Genomic DNA, 14,822 nt, shown 5'->3' on the forward strand with positions numbered 1-14,822 from the left:
GGGGTGAGCGAGCGCGCCTGGGTCCATCCCCGGCCGCAGGGGGGGGCGAGATGAAGGCGATGGTGCTCGAGACCTGCTGCGACATGGAGCGCAATCCATCGCCGCTCGTGCTGATGGACCGTCCCCGGCCGGTGCCGGGGACGGGTGAATTGCTGGTGAAGGTGTCGGTCTGCGGGGTGTGCCACACCGAACTCGATGAGATCGAGGGGCGCACGCCACCCCCTCGGTTTCCCGTGATCCCGGGGCATCAGATCGTGGGCACGGTGGTGGACACAGGCCCGGAGTGCGGACTCTTCCGTCCCGGGGATGCGGTGGGTATCGCCTGGATCTTCCAGGCCTGCGGCAGCTGTGGCTTCTGCCGCTCCGGCCGGGAGAATCTCTGCCCGGCCTTCGTGGCCACGGGCCGTGACGTGAATGGTGGCTACGCCGACTATGTGACCGTGCCGGAGGCCTTCGCCCATGCCCTGCCTGCGGATCTGGAGGCAGAGGCGATCGCGCCGATGCTCTGCGCCGGAGCGATCGGCTACAGGTCGCTGCGGCTGAGCGGCCTCGAGGACGGCCAGGATCTGGGGCTCACCGGCTTCGGTGCGTCGGCCCACCTGGTGCTGCCGATGGTGCGTCAGCGGTTTCCGGCCTCGCGGGTGTTCGTGTTCGCCCGCAGCGAACGGGAGCGGGCCTTCGCCCTGGAGCTGGGGGCCGCCTGGGCCGGTGCCACCGAGGCGGAGTCGCCGGTGAAGCTCCACGCCGTGATCGACACCACGCCGGCCTGGACGCCGGTGGTGGCCGCGCTGAAGTGCCTCCACCCGGGGGGACGGCTGGTGATCAATGCGATCGGCAAGCGGGAGGCCGACAAGGCGGCCCTGCTGCGTCTCGACTATCCCCGCGACCTGTGGATGGAGAAGGAGATCCGCTCGGTGGCCAACGTGACGCGTCAGGACGTGCGGGAGTTCCTGGCACTGGCCGCCGCCGCCAGGATCCATCCCACGGTGCAGGCCTTCCCTCTGGCGGAGGCCAACACGGCTCTGCAGCAACTGCGTTCCGGCGCGGTGCGCGGAGCGAAGGTGCTGCGGATCGGTGCGTGAGCACAAGGCGTCGCCGGCGGTGGAAGGATGCGCTGATGGTCAACCCCGCAGGCGCCATTCAGCGTGTCGCGTTCTTCTGCCTGAAGCGCTGGATCCGGCTGTGCCATCCGGCCGTCACCTCCATCACCCCGGAGCAGCTCCAGCGGATCCTGGCTGGAGAGGAGCAGGGCGACTGGCTGATCCTCGATGCCCGCAGCCCGGCTGAATTTGCGTGCAGCCACCTGCCCGGGGCCGCGCGGATCGAGGCCGGTGGCGGGATTGCGGGCCTGGGATCGATGGCGGCGCTGGCCAGGGACAGGCCGATCGTCGTCTGCTGCTCGGTGGGGGTGCGCAGCGCCGCACGGGTGGAGGAGCTGCGGCGAGCCGGGTTCACGCGGGTCGTCAATCTCGAGGGTGGCCTGTTTCAGTGGGCCTGGGAAGGCCGCAGCCTGATCCGGCAGGGAGAGCCCACCCTGCTGGTGCATCCCTACCGCCCGGGATGGGGCTGGTTGCTGCCAGCCCACAGCCGGGGCGGGGAAAGCTGATGGTGGCCGGCATCCATCCACCCCGTTCGCTTGATCTGGATTGGCTGCGGCTGCTGGCTGTCCTGCTGCTGATCCCCTTTCACTCGGCCGCTGTCTTCTACGAGGGAGAGCTGGGCCGCTTCTATGTCGCCGATGCCCAGAGCAGCGCCGGTCTGAGCGTGTTCATCGAGTTTGTGCACCAGTGGCACATGCCTCTGTTCTTCTTTCTGGCCGGTGCGGCCAGCTGGTATTCGCTGCAGACTCGCTCCGCGCTGGCCTATCTGCGTCAACGGCTGCGGCGGCTCCTGGTGCCCCTGCTGATTGGAATCCCGCTGCTTGTGCCGCCCCAGGTTTATATCCACGAGCTGCAGGCGGGCCAGGAGAAGGGGTCTTTCCTGCAGTTCTACCCCCGCTTCTTCGACGGAATCCGCCCGGCCGGTCATTTCGAATGGGCCCATCTCTGGTTTCTGGCCTATCTGCTGGTGATCTCCATCGCCTGCCTGCCCGTGATGCTGAGGCTCAGCCGGGAGACCGGCGAACGAGCTGAGAGACGGACACCTCCGGCGATGCACGGCCTCGGCGCCCTGATCGCTCTGGCTGCGCCCTTGATGCTGAGCGAGGCTCTGTTGCGCCCCCACTGGGCGGGCTTTCAGAACCTCTACGACGACTGGGCCAATCTGGTGCTCTATCTGCTGTACTTCGTGTATGGCGCGCTCTTCTGCAGCCGCGGCGGGCTGTGGTGTGCCCTGGACCGGAATCGCCGGCTGCTGCTGGCCACGGCCGGCCTGAGCATGGTGTTGCTGCTGGCGCTGAGCCTCAGGGGCATGGTGCCGGAGCGTGCCTATTCAGCGCCCTACATGGTGCATCAGGCCTTTCGGGGCTTCAACAGCTGGAGCTGGGTGCTGGCCCTGCTGGCCCTGGCCCGGCCCTATCGCGGCCGCAGCCATCCGCTCCTGCGCTACGGCAACCGGGTGGGCTTTTCGATCGTGCTCTTTCACCAGCCCCTGATCGTGCTGATCGCCTTCGTGGTGGTGCCGCTGCCCGTGGCCCTGACCGTGAAGTTCGTGCTGATCGGCCTGACTTCGCTGCTGTTGAGTGCTGGCCTCCATGACCTGCTGAGGCTGCGGTAGGACGCTGGCCATGGCACGGCTGTCGATCATCATTCCCACCCTGAATGAAGCCACCACGCTGGCGCGCACGCTGCGGCACGTGAAGGCCCTGCATCCACCCGCCTGGGAGGTGCTGGTGGTGGATGGGGGCAGCAGTGATCCCACCACGGCGATCGCCGCTGAAGCGGGCATCACGGTGCTCCACAGCGAGACGGCGGGCCGGGCCATTCAGATGAACCAGGGTGCCCGGCAGGCCACGGGCGATCTGCTCTGTTTTCTGCATGCGGACACCCTGGTTCCCGATGATCTGGTCAGCGTGGCCGAGCGCACCTTCGCGGATGCCTCGATTGCCGGCGCCGGCTTCATCTCCCTGATGGGTGATGGCACCTCCATCCGCTGGGACATCTCCGCGCTGAATGTGCTGAAGACCGATCTGGCACCGCTGCTGTTCCGTCCCCATCTCTACATCCGGGGACTGCGGCTGCTGTTCGGCGATCAGGTGATGCTCTGCCGCCGCCGCGATTTCTGGTTGTGCGGCGGATTCGATCCCAACCTGCCGATCATGGAAGACGGCGACCTGTGCCTGCGCCTGGTGCGCCGGGGGCGCATCGTGCTGATCAATCGTGTGGTGGAGAGTTCGGATCGGCGGGTGCAGCGCTGGGGGGTCTGCAAAGCCACCTTGATCTATCTCGTGATCGGGGTTCTCTGGGGCCTCGGAGTGTCGCCGAGCCGCCTGAAGCGGTTCTACGGGGACATCCGCTGATTAAGGCCCCAGTCGTAGGGAAGAAAGGCCAGTCGAAGTGGCCTGTTGGGCGCGGTGACGCCTCCGAGATGGGGCAGGATCCAGGCGGCGATCGAGGGAGATGTCGCCAGAAAGTCGCCCCGGTACCACTGGAAGATGCGGCTGCAGTGCAGGATGCCGTCTTCCGCATCGAGGCGCACTTTGCCGGGGTTGTTCACAAAGCGGATCAGGTCGTCGTGGAGCTGCTGCTGCACACGCTCCGGGGTGTAGGCCTCGGCGCGCAGCAGCGGACAGCCGAGCGAGGCGCAGACGATCGCGAAGTGGATGCGGGGGTCCTTGCTGTGCTGCCTCAGCCTCTGATTCTCGATCTGGGCGAGGCTGAGGCTCTGCGAGCCGAGGCGATGCACGGGCTGCGTGAAGAAGCGGAGGAAACCGATCCAGTTCGGCAGACCGAGCAGGGTGGGGCGGATCGAGGCGATCGGATAACGGCTCAGCACCGCCTGGATCGTGAAGGCGTTGTAGAGGTTGATCCAGTGGGCCAGGTGATCCTGGCGGCCGCGGGTGATCGGCGATTGCCGCGCCAGCCAATCGGAGAGGGTGCGGGGCTGCTCGGCCAGCCAGGCCCGGTAATCCACGAGGCCGTGCCCATCCACGTAGGTGCGCAGCAGGGCATCCCAGGTGGAGAGTTCGACCAACATCCGCAGACTCACTCGTCGGGACACCGGCCTCAGCCTGGCCCAGCACTCGGCTACAACGGAGTCAGACCTCCGAGCCTCATGCACGGTCGGTGGGCTCGAAGCGCCAACGACGGCGTCGATGCAGGGAGGCCGTGATGGAGAGGGACTGGCAGGGCGGGCCGGTGCACTATCCGGATCCGGCCATCGAGGTGATCGCACCGGCGTTCAAGAGGTACGTGCTCGGTAATGCCGCCGTCGAGCGGATCCACACCGGTGCCCGCTGGACGGAGGGTCCTGTGTGGTTCGGCGACGGCCGCTATCTCTTGTGGAGTGACATCCCCAACAACCGGATGCTGCGCTGGTGCGAGGAGACGGAGGCCGTCAGTGTCTTTCGCATCCCGTCGGATTACGCCAACGGCCACACCCGTGACCGCCTGGGCCGGTTGATCAGTTGCGAGCACGCCACCCGCAGGGTGACCCGCACCGAGCACGACGGCTCGCTCACCGTGCTGATGGATCACTTCCAGGGCCGGCGGCTGAACGCCCCCAACGACCTGGTGGTGCACCCCGATGGCTGCATCTGGTTCAGCGATCCGGGCTACGGCATCCTCGTGAACTACGAGGGCAACCGAGCGGCGTTCGAGCTGCCAGCCAATGTCTACCGCCTCGATCCGGACACCGGCGAGGCGAGCGTGGTCGCCAACGGGATCGAGAAACCCAACGGACTGTGTTTCTCACCGGAGTACAGCAGGCTGTACATCACTGATACAGGGGCATCCCACAAGCCGGGCCACCCCCGCCGGATCCTTGTGTATGACGTGATTGATGGCTCACGCCTGGCTGATGGGCGGATGTTCTGCGACATGGGGCCCGCCATGGCCGATGGCCTCACCTGCGATCTGGATGGCAATGTTTGGGCGAGTTCCGGCTGGGCTGATCCGGAACTGGATGGCGTTGCCGTGTTCTCCCCCGAGGGGGAGCTGATCGGCCGGATCCACCTGCCGGAGGTGGCCTCCAATCTCTGCTTCGGCGGGCGCCGGCGCAACCGCCTGTTCATCACGGCCGGTCAGTCGGTGTATGCCGTGTACATGGAAGCCCAGGGCCTGCCGTTCCCCTAGGCCTGAGGCCCGGCGCGACACACCGCTCACGCCACAAGCTGCTCAGAATCCCTGCGTGGAGCCTGGACTGGTGATGGGCGCGGTGGCCTGAGACGCGGGGCACGGGTTCAGGACTCGCCAGCAGAACCGCAGCTGTCGGCCACGATTCCCGGTTACGAGGTGTGCCAGTCCCTCAACCCCGATCAGCTGGCGGTGGACATCCCCGCCACGGTGGAACGGGAACTGAAGCCTTCCCCGGACTGGCCTGACTCCCTGATTCCTCCGATCCGTGTCGTCGCCGTTACCCCGCCAGACCGCTGTTCTCGTGGTGGGTGCCGGCCCCACGGGGCTGCTGCTGGCGGCTGAGCTGCAGCGCCGGGGCGTACCCACCCTGCTGATTGATGCCCGCAGCGAAGCCCTGCACTGGGATCGCGCCACGGTGATTCATGCGCTGTCTCTGGAGCTGTTCGAGGCGCTGGGGCTGGAGGAGGCCTTCCTGACCGCCGGCTGCCGGCAGCGCCGCATCCTGATCCATGCCGATGGCCGTCGGCTGGGGGAGGTGGACCTGGCCGGCAGTGGCAGCCGCTATGGCTTCAACCTGGGCCTCTCGGAGGAGGTGACCGAGTCGATTCTCACGGGCCATCTCGAGCGCCACGGCGGCAGCGTGCAGCGCTCCTGCCGGCTGCAGGGCCTCCAGCCCCATGACGGCGGCGTGACCGCCACGATCGCCTGCGGCGAGCAGGAACAGACCGTGGACACCCGCTGGCTGGTGGGCTGTGACGGCCTGCGCAGCACCACCCGCGAGCTGAGCGGCATCGACTTCGAGGGCCATGCCATCCCACGTGCCTGGGCCGTGTTCGATGCCGTGGTGGAGGGCTGGGCCGATACCTACGAGGCCAACGCGGCCTACCTCGACACCTCGCCGCTGATCCTCACGGCCCTGCCCGGGCAGCGCTGGCGGGTGTACATGCGGCCCGCTACCGAGCAGAGCGATCTGGTGTCGGAGGCCACCGCTGCGCTGAGGCGCTACCTGCCTTCAGCCCGCTTCCAGGATGTGGAGAACCCCAGCCGCTTCCACTGCCACACCCGCGTGGCCAGCGTCTTCCGGGCCGGGCCGGTGTTCGTGGCCGGGGATGCTGCCCACGTGTGCTCCCCCGCCAAGGGCCACGGCCTGAACTGCGGCCTGCAGGATGCCGCCAACCTGGCCTGGAAGCTGGCCCTGGTGCATCACGGTGCGGCGGGCCCGGCCCTGCTCGACAGCTACGAGCAGGAGCGCAGGCCGGTGGCCGAGCAGGTCACCCGCTCCAGCGATGCCGCTGACCAGGCCCAGCTGCTCGAGGGGAGCGGCGAGCGCGCCGCACGCGACCGGACGATCGCGGCGATGCTGGCCGCTCCGGCGTCCCGCCGGCAGGAGGCCGTGGCGGAAGCGGAGCTGAATGTGAACTACGCGGGTTCGGCGATCACCGCCGGCCCCGCGGAACCACCCCTCGGCGCCGGGCAGCGGCTGCCCACCACGATCGCCCTGCCGCCCGGGGCCGGTGCCGCCCATCTGCACCAGCTCACCCACCGGCGCGGCCACACGCTGCTGCTGCTCGTCGGCCCCCGGGCCGATCCGGCGGCACCCACGGCGCTGCGGGCCGAGCTGGAGGTTGTCCCTGGGGATTCACCGCTCGTTGAAGCCGTGAAGTCTCTCCGGCTGGAGGAGAGTTCCGGGCTGGGCCTCGGCCCCCTCACCCTGCTGGCGGTGCGGCCCGACGGCTTCATCGGCCTGAGGGCCGACACCGACCACCGGGAGGCGCTGGGGCGGTACCGGCAGCTGGTGCGGGGCCAATGATCCAAGCAACGCGATGCCCAACCGTGCCTTCCACCCCGCGCCCTTGGGTGGCCCTGCTGGCCTCCGTCTGCATCGCCCTGCCCAGCGGCAGCCTGGCCGGTGAACAGACGCCGGCAGGGCAGCGTTCGGTGCTCGAGCTCTACCGGCACCTGCATGCCAATCCCGAACTGAGCCTCCAGGAGACCCGAACGGCCTCTCTGATGGCCGCGGAGGCCCGGGCAGCGGGATTCGAGGTCACCGAGAACGTCGGGGGCACCGGCGTGGTGGCCCTGCTGCGCAACGGTCCAGGACCGGTGGTGATGATCCGCACCGACATGGATGCCCTGCCGGTGAGTGAGGCCACCGGCTGGACATTCGCCTCCACGGTGAGATCGACCAACCAGGACGGTCAGCCTGTCGGAGTGATGCATGCCTGCGGGCATGACACCCACATGGCGGCCTGGGTGGCCACGCTGCGACGCCTTGCCCAGGAGAAGACCACATGGTCGGGCACGCTGATGATGGTGGCTCAGCCGGCCGAGGAGCTCGGGCGCGGGGCGGTGATGATGCTCGACGATGGCCTCTTCCGGCGCTTTCCGAAGCCGGATGTGGTGCTGGCGTTTCACAACAGCGCCTCCCTGCCGGCCGGGGTGATCGGGGTCAGCGAGGGTTATGCCTTGGCCAATGTGGATTCCGTCGACATCCGCGTGAGGGGGAAGGGTGGGCATGGCGCCTATCCCCACACCACGCGCGACCCGATCGTGCTGGGCGCCAGGATCGTGCTGGCGCTGCAGACCCTGGTGAGCCGGGAGATCAATCCGCTGGAACCCGCGGTGGTGAGCGTGGGCAGCTTCACGGCGGGTACCAAGCGCAACGTCATTCCCGACGAGGCGCTGCTGCAGCTCACGGTGCGCAGCTACAAGCCCGAGATCCGGCAGCAGCTGCTGGAGGGCATGGCCCGCATCGCCAGAGGCGAAGCCATCGCCGCCGGCGTTGCTGAGGATCGGATGCCGGAGGTCACGATCACGAAGGACTCCACGCCCGCCACCTACAACACACCCGAGCTGGTGCAGCGCTTCCGGGAGCTGATGGTGTCCCGGGTCGGCAAGGACAGGCTTCTTGCCGTGGATCCGGTGATGGCCGGTGAAGACTTCGGCCGCTATCGCCTCAGTGATCCGTCCATCCAGAGTCTGATCTTCTGGGTCGGGGGGGTGCCCGCCGAGCCGTGGCAGAAGCACCGCTCAACCGGTGCGTCGCTGCCGTCCCTGCATAGCCCTGAATGGGGGCCGGATTATCAGGCCGTGATCGAAACGGCCACCGATTCGCTCACCACCCTGGCGCTGGATCTCTTCAACCGTCCCGCTCCAGCCAGCCGATCGTGAGATCGTTCGGATCCTCCTGGAGATAGAGATAGCCGCTGCCATCGGCCATCACGATGGCCCGGTAGTTGTAGGGAACCCCTTCGCTGTCGCGCTGCACCACCATGGCCAGGCAGTCGGCGTTCACCTCGATCGTGCCGCTGTAGGAGGCCGTCTCTACCCTGCCGGCATAGCTGCTCAGGGCCACGCCCTGTACGGCGCCACCGCTCCAGGTTTCGCGCTGCACCACCGCGTTGGGCCTCCAGCCGCCGTTCCAGCTCAGGCCCTGCTGCTGGCTGAGCACCGTTCCCGCCAGCGTTGTGGAGGTGCAGGCCGCATCTGTCTGCTGGCGCCAGATTCCGGTGATGGTGCTGCCGGCAGCCAGGCTCAGGCTGTAGCGGGGGCGGCCGATGGAATCCAGCACGGCCTCGGCCTCATCGCGTCCTGTAGGGCCGGCATCCGGCGTGATGCGCTCCAGCCGCACCCGGCAGGTCCCGATCGGCCGCCACGTGCCGGTGTAGCGGAACTGCAGGAACGTCTGGCCGCTGCGCTCGAACACCGTGCCCTCGACCGTGCCGTCGGCCGTCCAGCGCTCCTGCCTAAGCCGGGCCAGGGGCTTCTGATCAGCGCCCTGGCCCCGCCACCCCTGCTCAAGCACCACGTGGCGGGCCGCTGGGGAGGACGGGCAGGAGGCGTGCTTCGGGGCGGCCCGGCCCGGCAGTGGCAGAAGCGAGGCCGCCAGGGCCAGCAGAGCCAGCGAGACCGGGGGGCGGAAGCAAGCCGGAACGGAGGGCATCGAACGACCTCCCATCATCCGCTCAGGTTAGTGGCGGGTTCTGGCCATCAACGAGGTCACGGTGGCCTGTCTGATCCGATCCAGCCGCTCTGGGGTGATCCCGCTGGAGTGTTCCGCGCGCGCTGACGCCAGTGGCGGGCGATGTCGATCCGCCGGGCCATCCAGGCGCTGCCAGTGCCGGTCACATGCTCCAGAAACCGCTCCAGTCCGGCGATGCGGCCCGGGCGGCCGATCAGGCGCGGATGGATCCCCACCGAGAGCATCGACGGACGCTGTTCACCCTCCCGCGCCAGCCAGTCGTACGCCGCGATGCAGTAGGTGGCGAAGTCGTCCCCCTGCACGAAGCTGCCGCCGGCCATGAAGCGCATGTCATTGGTGTCGAAGGCATAGGGCAGCACCACATGCTCGCGGCCCGCCACCGCCACCAGATAGGGCAGATCGTCGTCGTAGGCGTCGGAGTCGTAATCGAAGCCGAACTCCTCCACCAGCAGGCGGCGCGTGTGGGGTGAGGCCGCCCCCTTGGTGTGCCAGCCCAGCGGCCGCGTGCCACAGGCCCGCTCGATCGCGTCCACCGCGGCGGCGATCACCTCCCGTTCCCGCTCCACCGTCATGCCGGCATGGCGCTCCCAGCGGTAGCCATGGGCGGCCACCTCATAGCCGCGCCCGGCGGCGTCGCGGCCCAGCCAGGGGGCGCGGTCCATGGTGCGGCCGGCGGCACTCACGGTGCAGGTGGCGCCGAAGCGCTCCAGCAGCCGCACCAGGCGCCAGTAGCCGGCGCGGCTCTCGTAGGCGAAGTGGGAGGAGAGAGCCGGATTGGGCGCTCCGGTCACCGGCTCCACGATCTCGTACATGGCTTCGTTGGTCTCGTCGCCGTAGGCGAGGGAGAGTTCCGCGCCGGCCTCGAGGTTCATCACCAGCGACACGGCCACACGGGCCCCTCCCGGCCAGCAGGGGTCTGGAGGGGCGTCGCCGTAGCCGCGCAGGTCGATCGCCAGGGAATCGGGGCTCATGGCGCGGCCCCCCCAGGCCGCTGCTGGCGCTGCCAGATCGTGAGGGCCGCCAGCAGCGCCATACCGCCGCACACCAGAGCGAACAGGAAGGGCGCCGCCGGACTGGAAGCCGTGAGCTCACCGCCGAGGAACGACACGATCGCCGCGGCCAGGGTGAACACCGCTGTGGAAAAGCCCATCACCCAGCCCTGCTCCTCGGCTGAGGCGGCCCGTGAGTAGGCCGCCAGCAGCGTGGGATAACCGATCCCGTGCAGGGCACCCGCCGGCAGCAGCAGGGCCAGGGCCAGCGGGCCCGACGGCACCGTCACGAAGGCCGCGATCACGCCGCAGAGCAGCAGCGCCACCCACCCCAGCAGCGCGCGGGGCGCCAGGCGGGCGTTGAGGGGCTCCACCAGCAGGCCGCTCGCCAGGGCGAGGCCGGCGCCCAGCAGGAACATGGCCAGGCTGGCCGCCTGGGTGCCGTAGCCGAAGCGTGCCGTGAGGCTGTCGGCGGAGAACACATAGAACCCCATGAAGCAGAGCATGTAGGGGAAGTACACGGCGGTGACCCGCAGCACGGCGCGACGCTCCAGGCCGCGGGCGAGCAACCGCCACACCTCCAGCGGGCTGAGCCGCAGCGGCGCCAGGGCCTGGCGGGCATCGCGGAAGCTGAGGGCGATGAACACCAGCGCCAGCAGGCAGAGCGCGCCGCCCACCACGAACGGAAGGGTGGGCGAGGCCCATGGGCCCAGGAGTGCGGGATCGGAGAACACACCGCCGATGATCGGGCCGATCACCAGGCCGCCGCTCACGCCCACGTTGGCCAGGCCGAGGTTGCGGGTGCTTTCGGCCTCGCTGCGGGCCAGGTCGATCATCGCCGCCGCGGCGATCGGTTGGGTGCCGGCCGTGAAGCCGGTGATGGCCCGCGAGGCCACCAGCAACGGGAAGCTCCGCAGGGGGATCGCGGCGGCGGCCAGGGCGTAGCCGGCGAAGGCGCCCAGCAGGCAGATCAGGATGCCCCGCTTGCGGCCGATGCTGTCCGAGAGGCGGGCCACGTAGATCGAGCCGAACAGCCAGGTGAGGAAGAAGGTGCCGATGGCGATGCCTTTAGAGGACCTGCGCCTGGGATCGGGAGGTGGCCTCCGGCAGGAAACCCGAGCCGGCCTTGAGCAGCAGCGTGTCGAAGATCGGGAAGGCCAGCCCCTGGCCCATCACATCCACGAAGCACACCACCATCAGGGCGAGCACGGCGAGCCTGAGGGCTGGGCTCGAGGGCCCGGGGATGGCGGCGCCGCTCATGCTCACGATGGAGGGTGGGGTGGATCGTCCCATCGTGTTCACGGCCTGGGCATCTGGCTACGAGAGGTGACAACGCTCTGAAGTTCCCCAGGCAGGTGCGGTGGGACCCCTGAGCGCAGGAGGCCCCGCGGTGCCGCCGCCGGGCATGGAGATCGCGCCATCCGGCCGTTGTGGCCAGCGCTGCCAGGGCGCTTTGGGCTGACTAGTTTTCGCTCAGATGATCCGGCTGCTTTCCGCCCCATGGATTCCCTTCTCGAGCGGCTGCTGGATGCTGCACCGGTCAACATCAACGTGGTGGACGCCGAGGGGCGGATCCTCTACATCAACGAGGCCACGGCTGCCTGCCTGGGACGATCCAAGGCGGAGCTCCTGGGGGGCTCGGACCGGGATCTCCTTCCTCCCGAGCAGTTCGAAGCCATCCGGGAAACGGATCGGGAGGTGCTGCGCACCGGCAAGCCGGCGCGCACACGCATCCGCCTCGACTTCCCCACCGGGGGAAAGCTGATGATCGACCAGAAGTTTCCCCTGACGCTGCCGGACGGCTCCATCGCGGTTGGAGGGATCGCCATCACGCTGGACGACGACTGATCGTTGCGGCCTCCGGCTTCACCCGTTCGAAGGCCGACCAGATTCGCAGGCTTGCGGCGGTGCCGTGGTCTGCACTGCAGTGGCCCATGATCCGGCGCCCACCCCCCGTTACCCCAACCTGCCCGTGAGCGAACCTGACCCCTCGGCCATCCTGGCCATCGCCAGCGGTTATGGCGTGTCCAAGGCGCTGCTCACGGCCGTTGGGCTCGGACTGCACACGCGGCTGGCGGCCGGGCCGATGACGTGCGAAGCGATCGCTGCCGCCTTCGAACTGCAGCCCCGGCCAGCCCGCGACTTTCTCGATCTGCTGGTGTCGGTGGACATGCTGGCCCGTGAGGGAGACGGGCCCCAGTCGCTCTATGGCAACACACACGCCACTGCTCGTTTTCTGGATCGCGGCCAGCCGGACTACATCGGTGGGCTGCCGGAGATCTGGGAGCTGCGCGACTACCGCTTCTGGGCCGACCTCACCGAGGCCCTGCGCACCGGCCTGCCCCAGAACGAGGCGAAGCATGCCGGCACACCGTTCTTCGAGGCGATGAACGCCGATCCGGAGCGGCTGGAGGCCTTCATGAACGCCATGAACGGCTCCTCGATCCGCAACTTCCAGGCTCTGGCGAGGGCGTTCCCCTTCGGCTCCTACGACACGCTCACCGACATCGGCGGAGCCGACGCGCTGCTGTGCCGTGAGGTGGCCGCCGTGCACCCAGCCATCCACTGCGTGAGCTTCGATCTGCCGCCCGTCACGCCGATCGCCGATCGCCGGATCGCCGCGGCCGGTCTGGGGGAGCGGATCCACGCCGTGTCCGGTGATTTCTTCGCGGACCCCTGGCCGCCGGCGGAGCTGATCACGATGGGGATGATCCTCCACGACTGGAACCTGGAGCGGAAGCAGACCCTGATCCGCAAGGCCTACGACGCGTTGCCGGAGCGGGGGGCGCTGATCGCGATCGAGGCCTTCATCGACGACGCCCGCCGCCACAACACCTTCGGGCTGTTCATGTCGCTGATGATGCTGATCGAGTTCGGCGACGCCTTCGACTTCACGGCGGCCGAGTTCCGCCTGTGGTGCTCCGAAGCTGGCTTCAGCCGCTTCGAGACGATCCCGCTGGAGGGGCCCTCCAGCGCCGTGGTGGCCTACAAGGATCCCCGCTGAGGCGGCTCGGCCCCCAGGGTGGGCAGGAACCGGGGCGGTCGGCGGTGCCGGGTGGCCTGCTCGAAGGCAAAGGCGTAGCCGAGCAGCTTGCCCTCCTGCCAGGGCCCGGCGAAGAACGAGAGCCCCACCGGCAGGCCCTGCACCTGGCCGGCGGGCACGGAGATGTGGGGGTAGCCCGCCACGGCGGGCGGCGTGGAGCAGCCGCCTGGAAGGATGTGATCGCCCACCAGCGGATCGATCACGAAGGGCGGCGAGCCTTCGGTGGGGGCGATCAGCGCCTCGAGCCGGTGCTCGCGCAGGGCCCGGTCGATGCCATCGGTGCGGCTCAGCCGGCGCAGCTCCGCCATCACCTGAAGGCAGGCCGGCTCGCCTGGGTCGCCCTTGGTCTGAGCCTGCTCCAGGAACTCCTGCTGGAAATACGGCATCACCGCGGCGGCATGGTCGCGGTTGAAGCGGATCAGCTCCTCCAGCGAGCGCACCGGTGCCAGCGGATGGCTCTGCAGGTAACTGTTGAGGTTGGCCTTGAGGCCGTAGCGGAAGAGTTCCAGCTCCAGCTCGCCGAAGAAGGGCAGCGCGCTGGCGCGCACCGGATCGATGATCTCGGCACCCAGATCCTTGAGCTGGGCGATCGCCTGCTCGATCACCGCATCGCTTCCCTCGTGCTGGCCGAAGCACTCCCGCGCCACCCCCAGGCGGGCCCCCTGCAACGCCGCCGGGTCGAGGAAGGCGCCGTAGTCCGGGGGGCGGTGCTCATCGGCGGGGTCGGTGGCGGGGTCATCGGGGTCGCGGCCGGCCAGCGCGTTGAGCAGCAGGGCCACTTCGGCCACGCTGCGCGCCATCGGCCCTGCGGTGTCCTGCGGATCGGCCACCCCGATCACCCCGGCGCGGCTGATCAGGCCCACGGTGGGTTTGAGCCCCACCACGGCGTTGCTGGAGGCCGGCCGCACGATCGAGCCATCCACCTCCGCACCGATCGCCGCCGTGCACAAACCCGCCGCCACCGCCACCGCCGAGCCGGAGCTGGAGCCCAGCGGACTGCGATCGAGCACGTAGGGGTTGCGCACCTGGCCGCCACGGCTGCTCCAGCCACTGCAGGCGCGGGTGGAGCGCATGTAGCCCCACTCGCTCATGTTGGTCTTGCCGAGCAGCACCGCACCGGCCTGCCGCAGGCGGGCCACCACGGCCGCATCCCGCGGCGCGATGTTGCCCACCAGGGCCAGCGACCCGGCGGTGGTCATCATCCGGTCGGCGGTGTCGAGGCTGTCCTTCACCAGCACGGGAACCCCATGCAGCGGGCCGCGGGGGCCGCGCTCCTGGCGCTCCCGATCCAGGGCGGCGGCGATCGCTTCGGCGTCGGGATTGATCTCGATCACCGCGCGCAGCGTGGGCCCCGCGGCATCGAGCGCCGTGATGCGCTCGAGGCAGGCCTGGCACACCGCCAGGGCGGTGCAGGCGCCCTGCTCGAAGGCGTCCTGGAGCTCGGCGATGCTGCAGGTCGCCAGGTCGAGGCTCATGGCTTGCGGATGGTCAGGACGGCTGGGGGGCCTGACAGTTGTCTAGCTGGGCGTCGCTGCCCTCAGCGCCGGCTGCCTCGCCGGGGCCCTGGTTCTCCA

Annotated in this window: 15 protein-coding genes; 9 read left to right on the forward strand and 6 right to left on the reverse strand. The window is 69.0% G+C overall.

Annotated features, from left to right (window positions below; genetic code table 11):
• Positions 1-50 precede the first annotated feature (50 nt).
• From I1E95_RS09070 to I1E95_RS09085, 4 genes are read left to right on the forward strand one after another with little or no spacing between them, the layout of a single operon-like run.
• Positions 51-1,082, forward strand: a complete 1,032-nt coding sequence (locus tag I1E95_RS09070; RefSeq protein WP_197161518.1) for a zinc-dependent alcohol dehydrogenase family protein — start codon at positions 51-53, stop codon at positions 1,080-1,082.
• A gap of 35 nt (positions 1,083-1,117) precedes the next feature.
• A complete protein-coding gene (locus tag I1E95_RS09075; RefSeq protein ID WP_197161521.1) occupies positions 1,118-1,606 on the forward strand; it encodes a rhodanese-like domain-containing protein in 489 nt (162 codons plus the stop codon).
• A complete protein-coding gene (locus I1E95_RS09080) occupies positions 1,606-2,715 on the forward strand; it encodes an acyltransferase family protein (protein WP_231594514.1) in 1,110 nt (369 codons plus the stop codon). The genes I1E95_RS09075 and I1E95_RS09080 overlap by 1 nt, the downstream gene beginning before the upstream one ends.
• 10 nt (positions 2,716-2,725) lie before the next feature.
• Positions 2,726-3,457 (forward strand): TIGR04283 family arsenosugar biosynthesis glycosyltransferase, encoded by a 732-nt coding sequence (locus I1E95_RS09085; protein ID WP_197161527.1) that lies wholly within the window; start codon positions 2,726-2,728, stop codon positions 3,455-3,457.
• On the opposite strand, the gene I1E95_RS09090 is transcribed toward I1E95_RS09085, so the two are convergent.
• A complete protein-coding gene (locus tag I1E95_RS09090) occupies positions 3,439-4,134 on the reverse strand; it encodes a DUF547 domain-containing protein (protein ID WP_231594515.1) in 696 nt (231 codons plus the stop codon). The two genes, I1E95_RS09085 and I1E95_RS09090, sit on opposite strands and share 19 nt — an antisense overlap.
• A gap of 89 nt (positions 4,135-4,223) precedes the next feature.
• Between I1E95_RS09090 and I1E95_RS09095 the strand changes: the two genes are divergently transcribed.
• From I1E95_RS09095 to I1E95_RS09105, 3 genes are all read left to right on the forward strand, one after another.
• Positions 4,224-5,231: an SMP-30/gluconolactonase/LRE family protein gene (locus I1E95_RS09095; protein ID WP_231594516.1), complete on the forward strand. Its 1,008-nt coding sequence runs from the start codon at positions 4,224-4,226 to the stop codon at positions 5,229-5,231.
• A gap of 268 nt (positions 5,232-5,499) precedes the next feature.
• Complete coding sequence (locus I1E95_RS09100; protein ID WP_197161533.1) at positions 5,500-7,044, forward strand: FAD-dependent monooxygenase; 1,545 nt, start codon at positions 5,500-5,502, stop codon at positions 7,042-7,044.
• A 23-nt stretch (positions 7,045-7,067) separates the two neighbouring features.
• Positions 7,068-8,405, forward strand: a complete 1,338-nt coding sequence (locus I1E95_RS09105) for an amidohydrolase (protein WP_197161536.1) — start codon at positions 7,068-7,070, stop codon at positions 8,403-8,405.
• Here I1E95_RS09105 and I1E95_RS09110 read toward each other — a convergent pair.
• Genes I1E95_RS09110 through I1E95_RS16880 form a run of 4 tightly spaced genes read right to left on the reverse strand, consistent with a single transcriptional unit; the run spans position 8,374 to position 11,498 of the window.
• Positions 8,374-9,177 carry a hypothetical protein gene (locus tag I1E95_RS09110; protein WP_197161539.1) on the reverse strand — a complete coding sequence of 268 codons (804 nt, stop codon included), beginning with the start codon at positions 9,175-9,177 and terminating at the stop codon, positions 8,374-8,376. The genes I1E95_RS09105 and I1E95_RS09110 overlap by 32 nt on opposite strands.
• A 56-nt stretch (positions 9,178-9,233) precedes the next feature.
• Positions 9,234-10,187, reverse strand: coding sequence for a polysaccharide deacetylase family protein (locus tag I1E95_RS09115; protein ID WP_197161541.1), 954 nt, complete (start codon positions 10,185-10,187; stop codon positions 9,234-9,236).
• Positions 10,184-11,221, reverse strand: coding sequence for an MFS transporter (locus tag I1E95_RS09120; protein ID WP_231594517.1), 1,038 nt, complete (start codon positions 11,219-11,221; stop codon positions 10,184-10,186). Before I1E95_RS09120 ends, I1E95_RS09115 begins: the two co-directional genes overlap by 4 nt.
• Positions 11,222-11,273: 52 nt before the next feature.
• Positions 11,274-11,498, reverse strand: coding sequence for a hypothetical protein (locus I1E95_RS16880; RefSeq protein WP_231594518.1), 225 nt, complete (start codon positions 11,496-11,498; stop codon positions 11,274-11,276).
• A gap of 207 nt (positions 11,499-11,705) precedes the next feature.
• Between I1E95_RS16880 and I1E95_RS09125 the strand changes: the two genes are divergently transcribed.
• A complete protein-coding gene (locus tag I1E95_RS09125; protein ID WP_197161544.1) occupies positions 11,706-12,053 on the forward strand; it encodes a PAS domain-containing protein in 348 nt (115 codons plus the stop codon).
• Between the two features lie 64 nt (positions 12,054-12,117).
• A complete protein-coding gene (locus tag I1E95_RS09130; protein ID WP_231594519.1) occupies positions 12,118-13,209 on the forward strand; it encodes an acetylserotonin O-methyltransferase in 1,092 nt (363 codons plus the stop codon).
• Here I1E95_RS09130 and I1E95_RS09135 read toward each other — a convergent pair.
• Complete coding sequence (locus I1E95_RS09135) at positions 13,191-14,723, reverse strand: amidase (RefSeq protein WP_197161548.1); 1,533 nt, start codon at positions 14,721-14,723, stop codon at positions 13,191-13,193. The genes I1E95_RS09130 and I1E95_RS09135 overlap by 19 nt on opposite strands.
• Positions 14,724-14,822: the final 99 nt, after the last annotated feature.

This window comes from Synechococcus sp. CBW1107 (genome assembly GCF_015841355.1).
Taxonomy (GTDB): domain Bacteria; phylum Cyanobacteriota; class Cyanobacteriia; order PCC-6307; family Cyanobiaceae; genus Regnicoccus_A.

What these genes read in the sequence shown, in the direction of transcription:
- I1E95_RS09080 (WP_231594514.1), top strand. Translation starts at nt 1,606, where the DNA reads ATGGTGGCCGGCATCCATCCACCCCGTTCGCTTGATCTGGATTGGCTG.
- I1E95_RS09135 (WP_197161548.1), bottom strand. Translation starts at nt 14,723, where the DNA reads ATGAGCCTCGACCTGGCGACCTGCAGCATCGCCGAGCTCCAGGACGCC.
- I1E95_RS09090 (WP_231594515.1), bottom strand. Translation starts at nt 4,134, where the DNA reads ATGTTGGTCGAACTCTCCACCTGGGATGCCCTGCTGCGCACCTACGTG.
- I1E95_RS09125 (WP_197161544.1), top strand. Translation starts at nt 11,706, where the DNA reads ATGGATTCCCTTCTCGAGCGGCTGCTGGATGCTGCACCGGTCAACATC.
- I1E95_RS09070 (WP_197161518.1), top strand. Translation starts at nt 51, where the DNA reads ATGAAGGCGATGGTGCTCGAGACCTGCTGCGACATGGAGCGCAATCCA.
- I1E95_RS09115 (WP_197161541.1), bottom strand. Translation starts at nt 10,187, where the DNA reads ATGAGCCCCGATTCCCTGGCGATCGACCTGCGCGGCTACGGCGACGCC.
- I1E95_RS09110 (WP_197161539.1), bottom strand. Translation starts at nt 9,177, where the DNA reads ATGCCCTCCGTTCCGGCTTGCTTCCGCCCCCCGGTCTCGCTGGCTCTG.
- I1E95_RS16880 (WP_231594518.1), bottom strand. Translation starts at nt 11,498, where the DNA reads ATGGGACGATCCACCCCACCCTCCATCGTGAGCATGAGCGGCGCCGCC.
- I1E95_RS09085 (WP_197161527.1), top strand. Translation starts at nt 2,726, where the DNA reads ATGGCACGGCTGTCGATCATCATTCCCACCCTGAATGAAGCCACCACG.
- I1E95_RS09075 (WP_197161521.1), top strand. Translation starts at nt 1,118, where the DNA reads ATGGTCAACCCCGCAGGCGCCATTCAGCGTGTCGCGTTCTTCTGCCTG.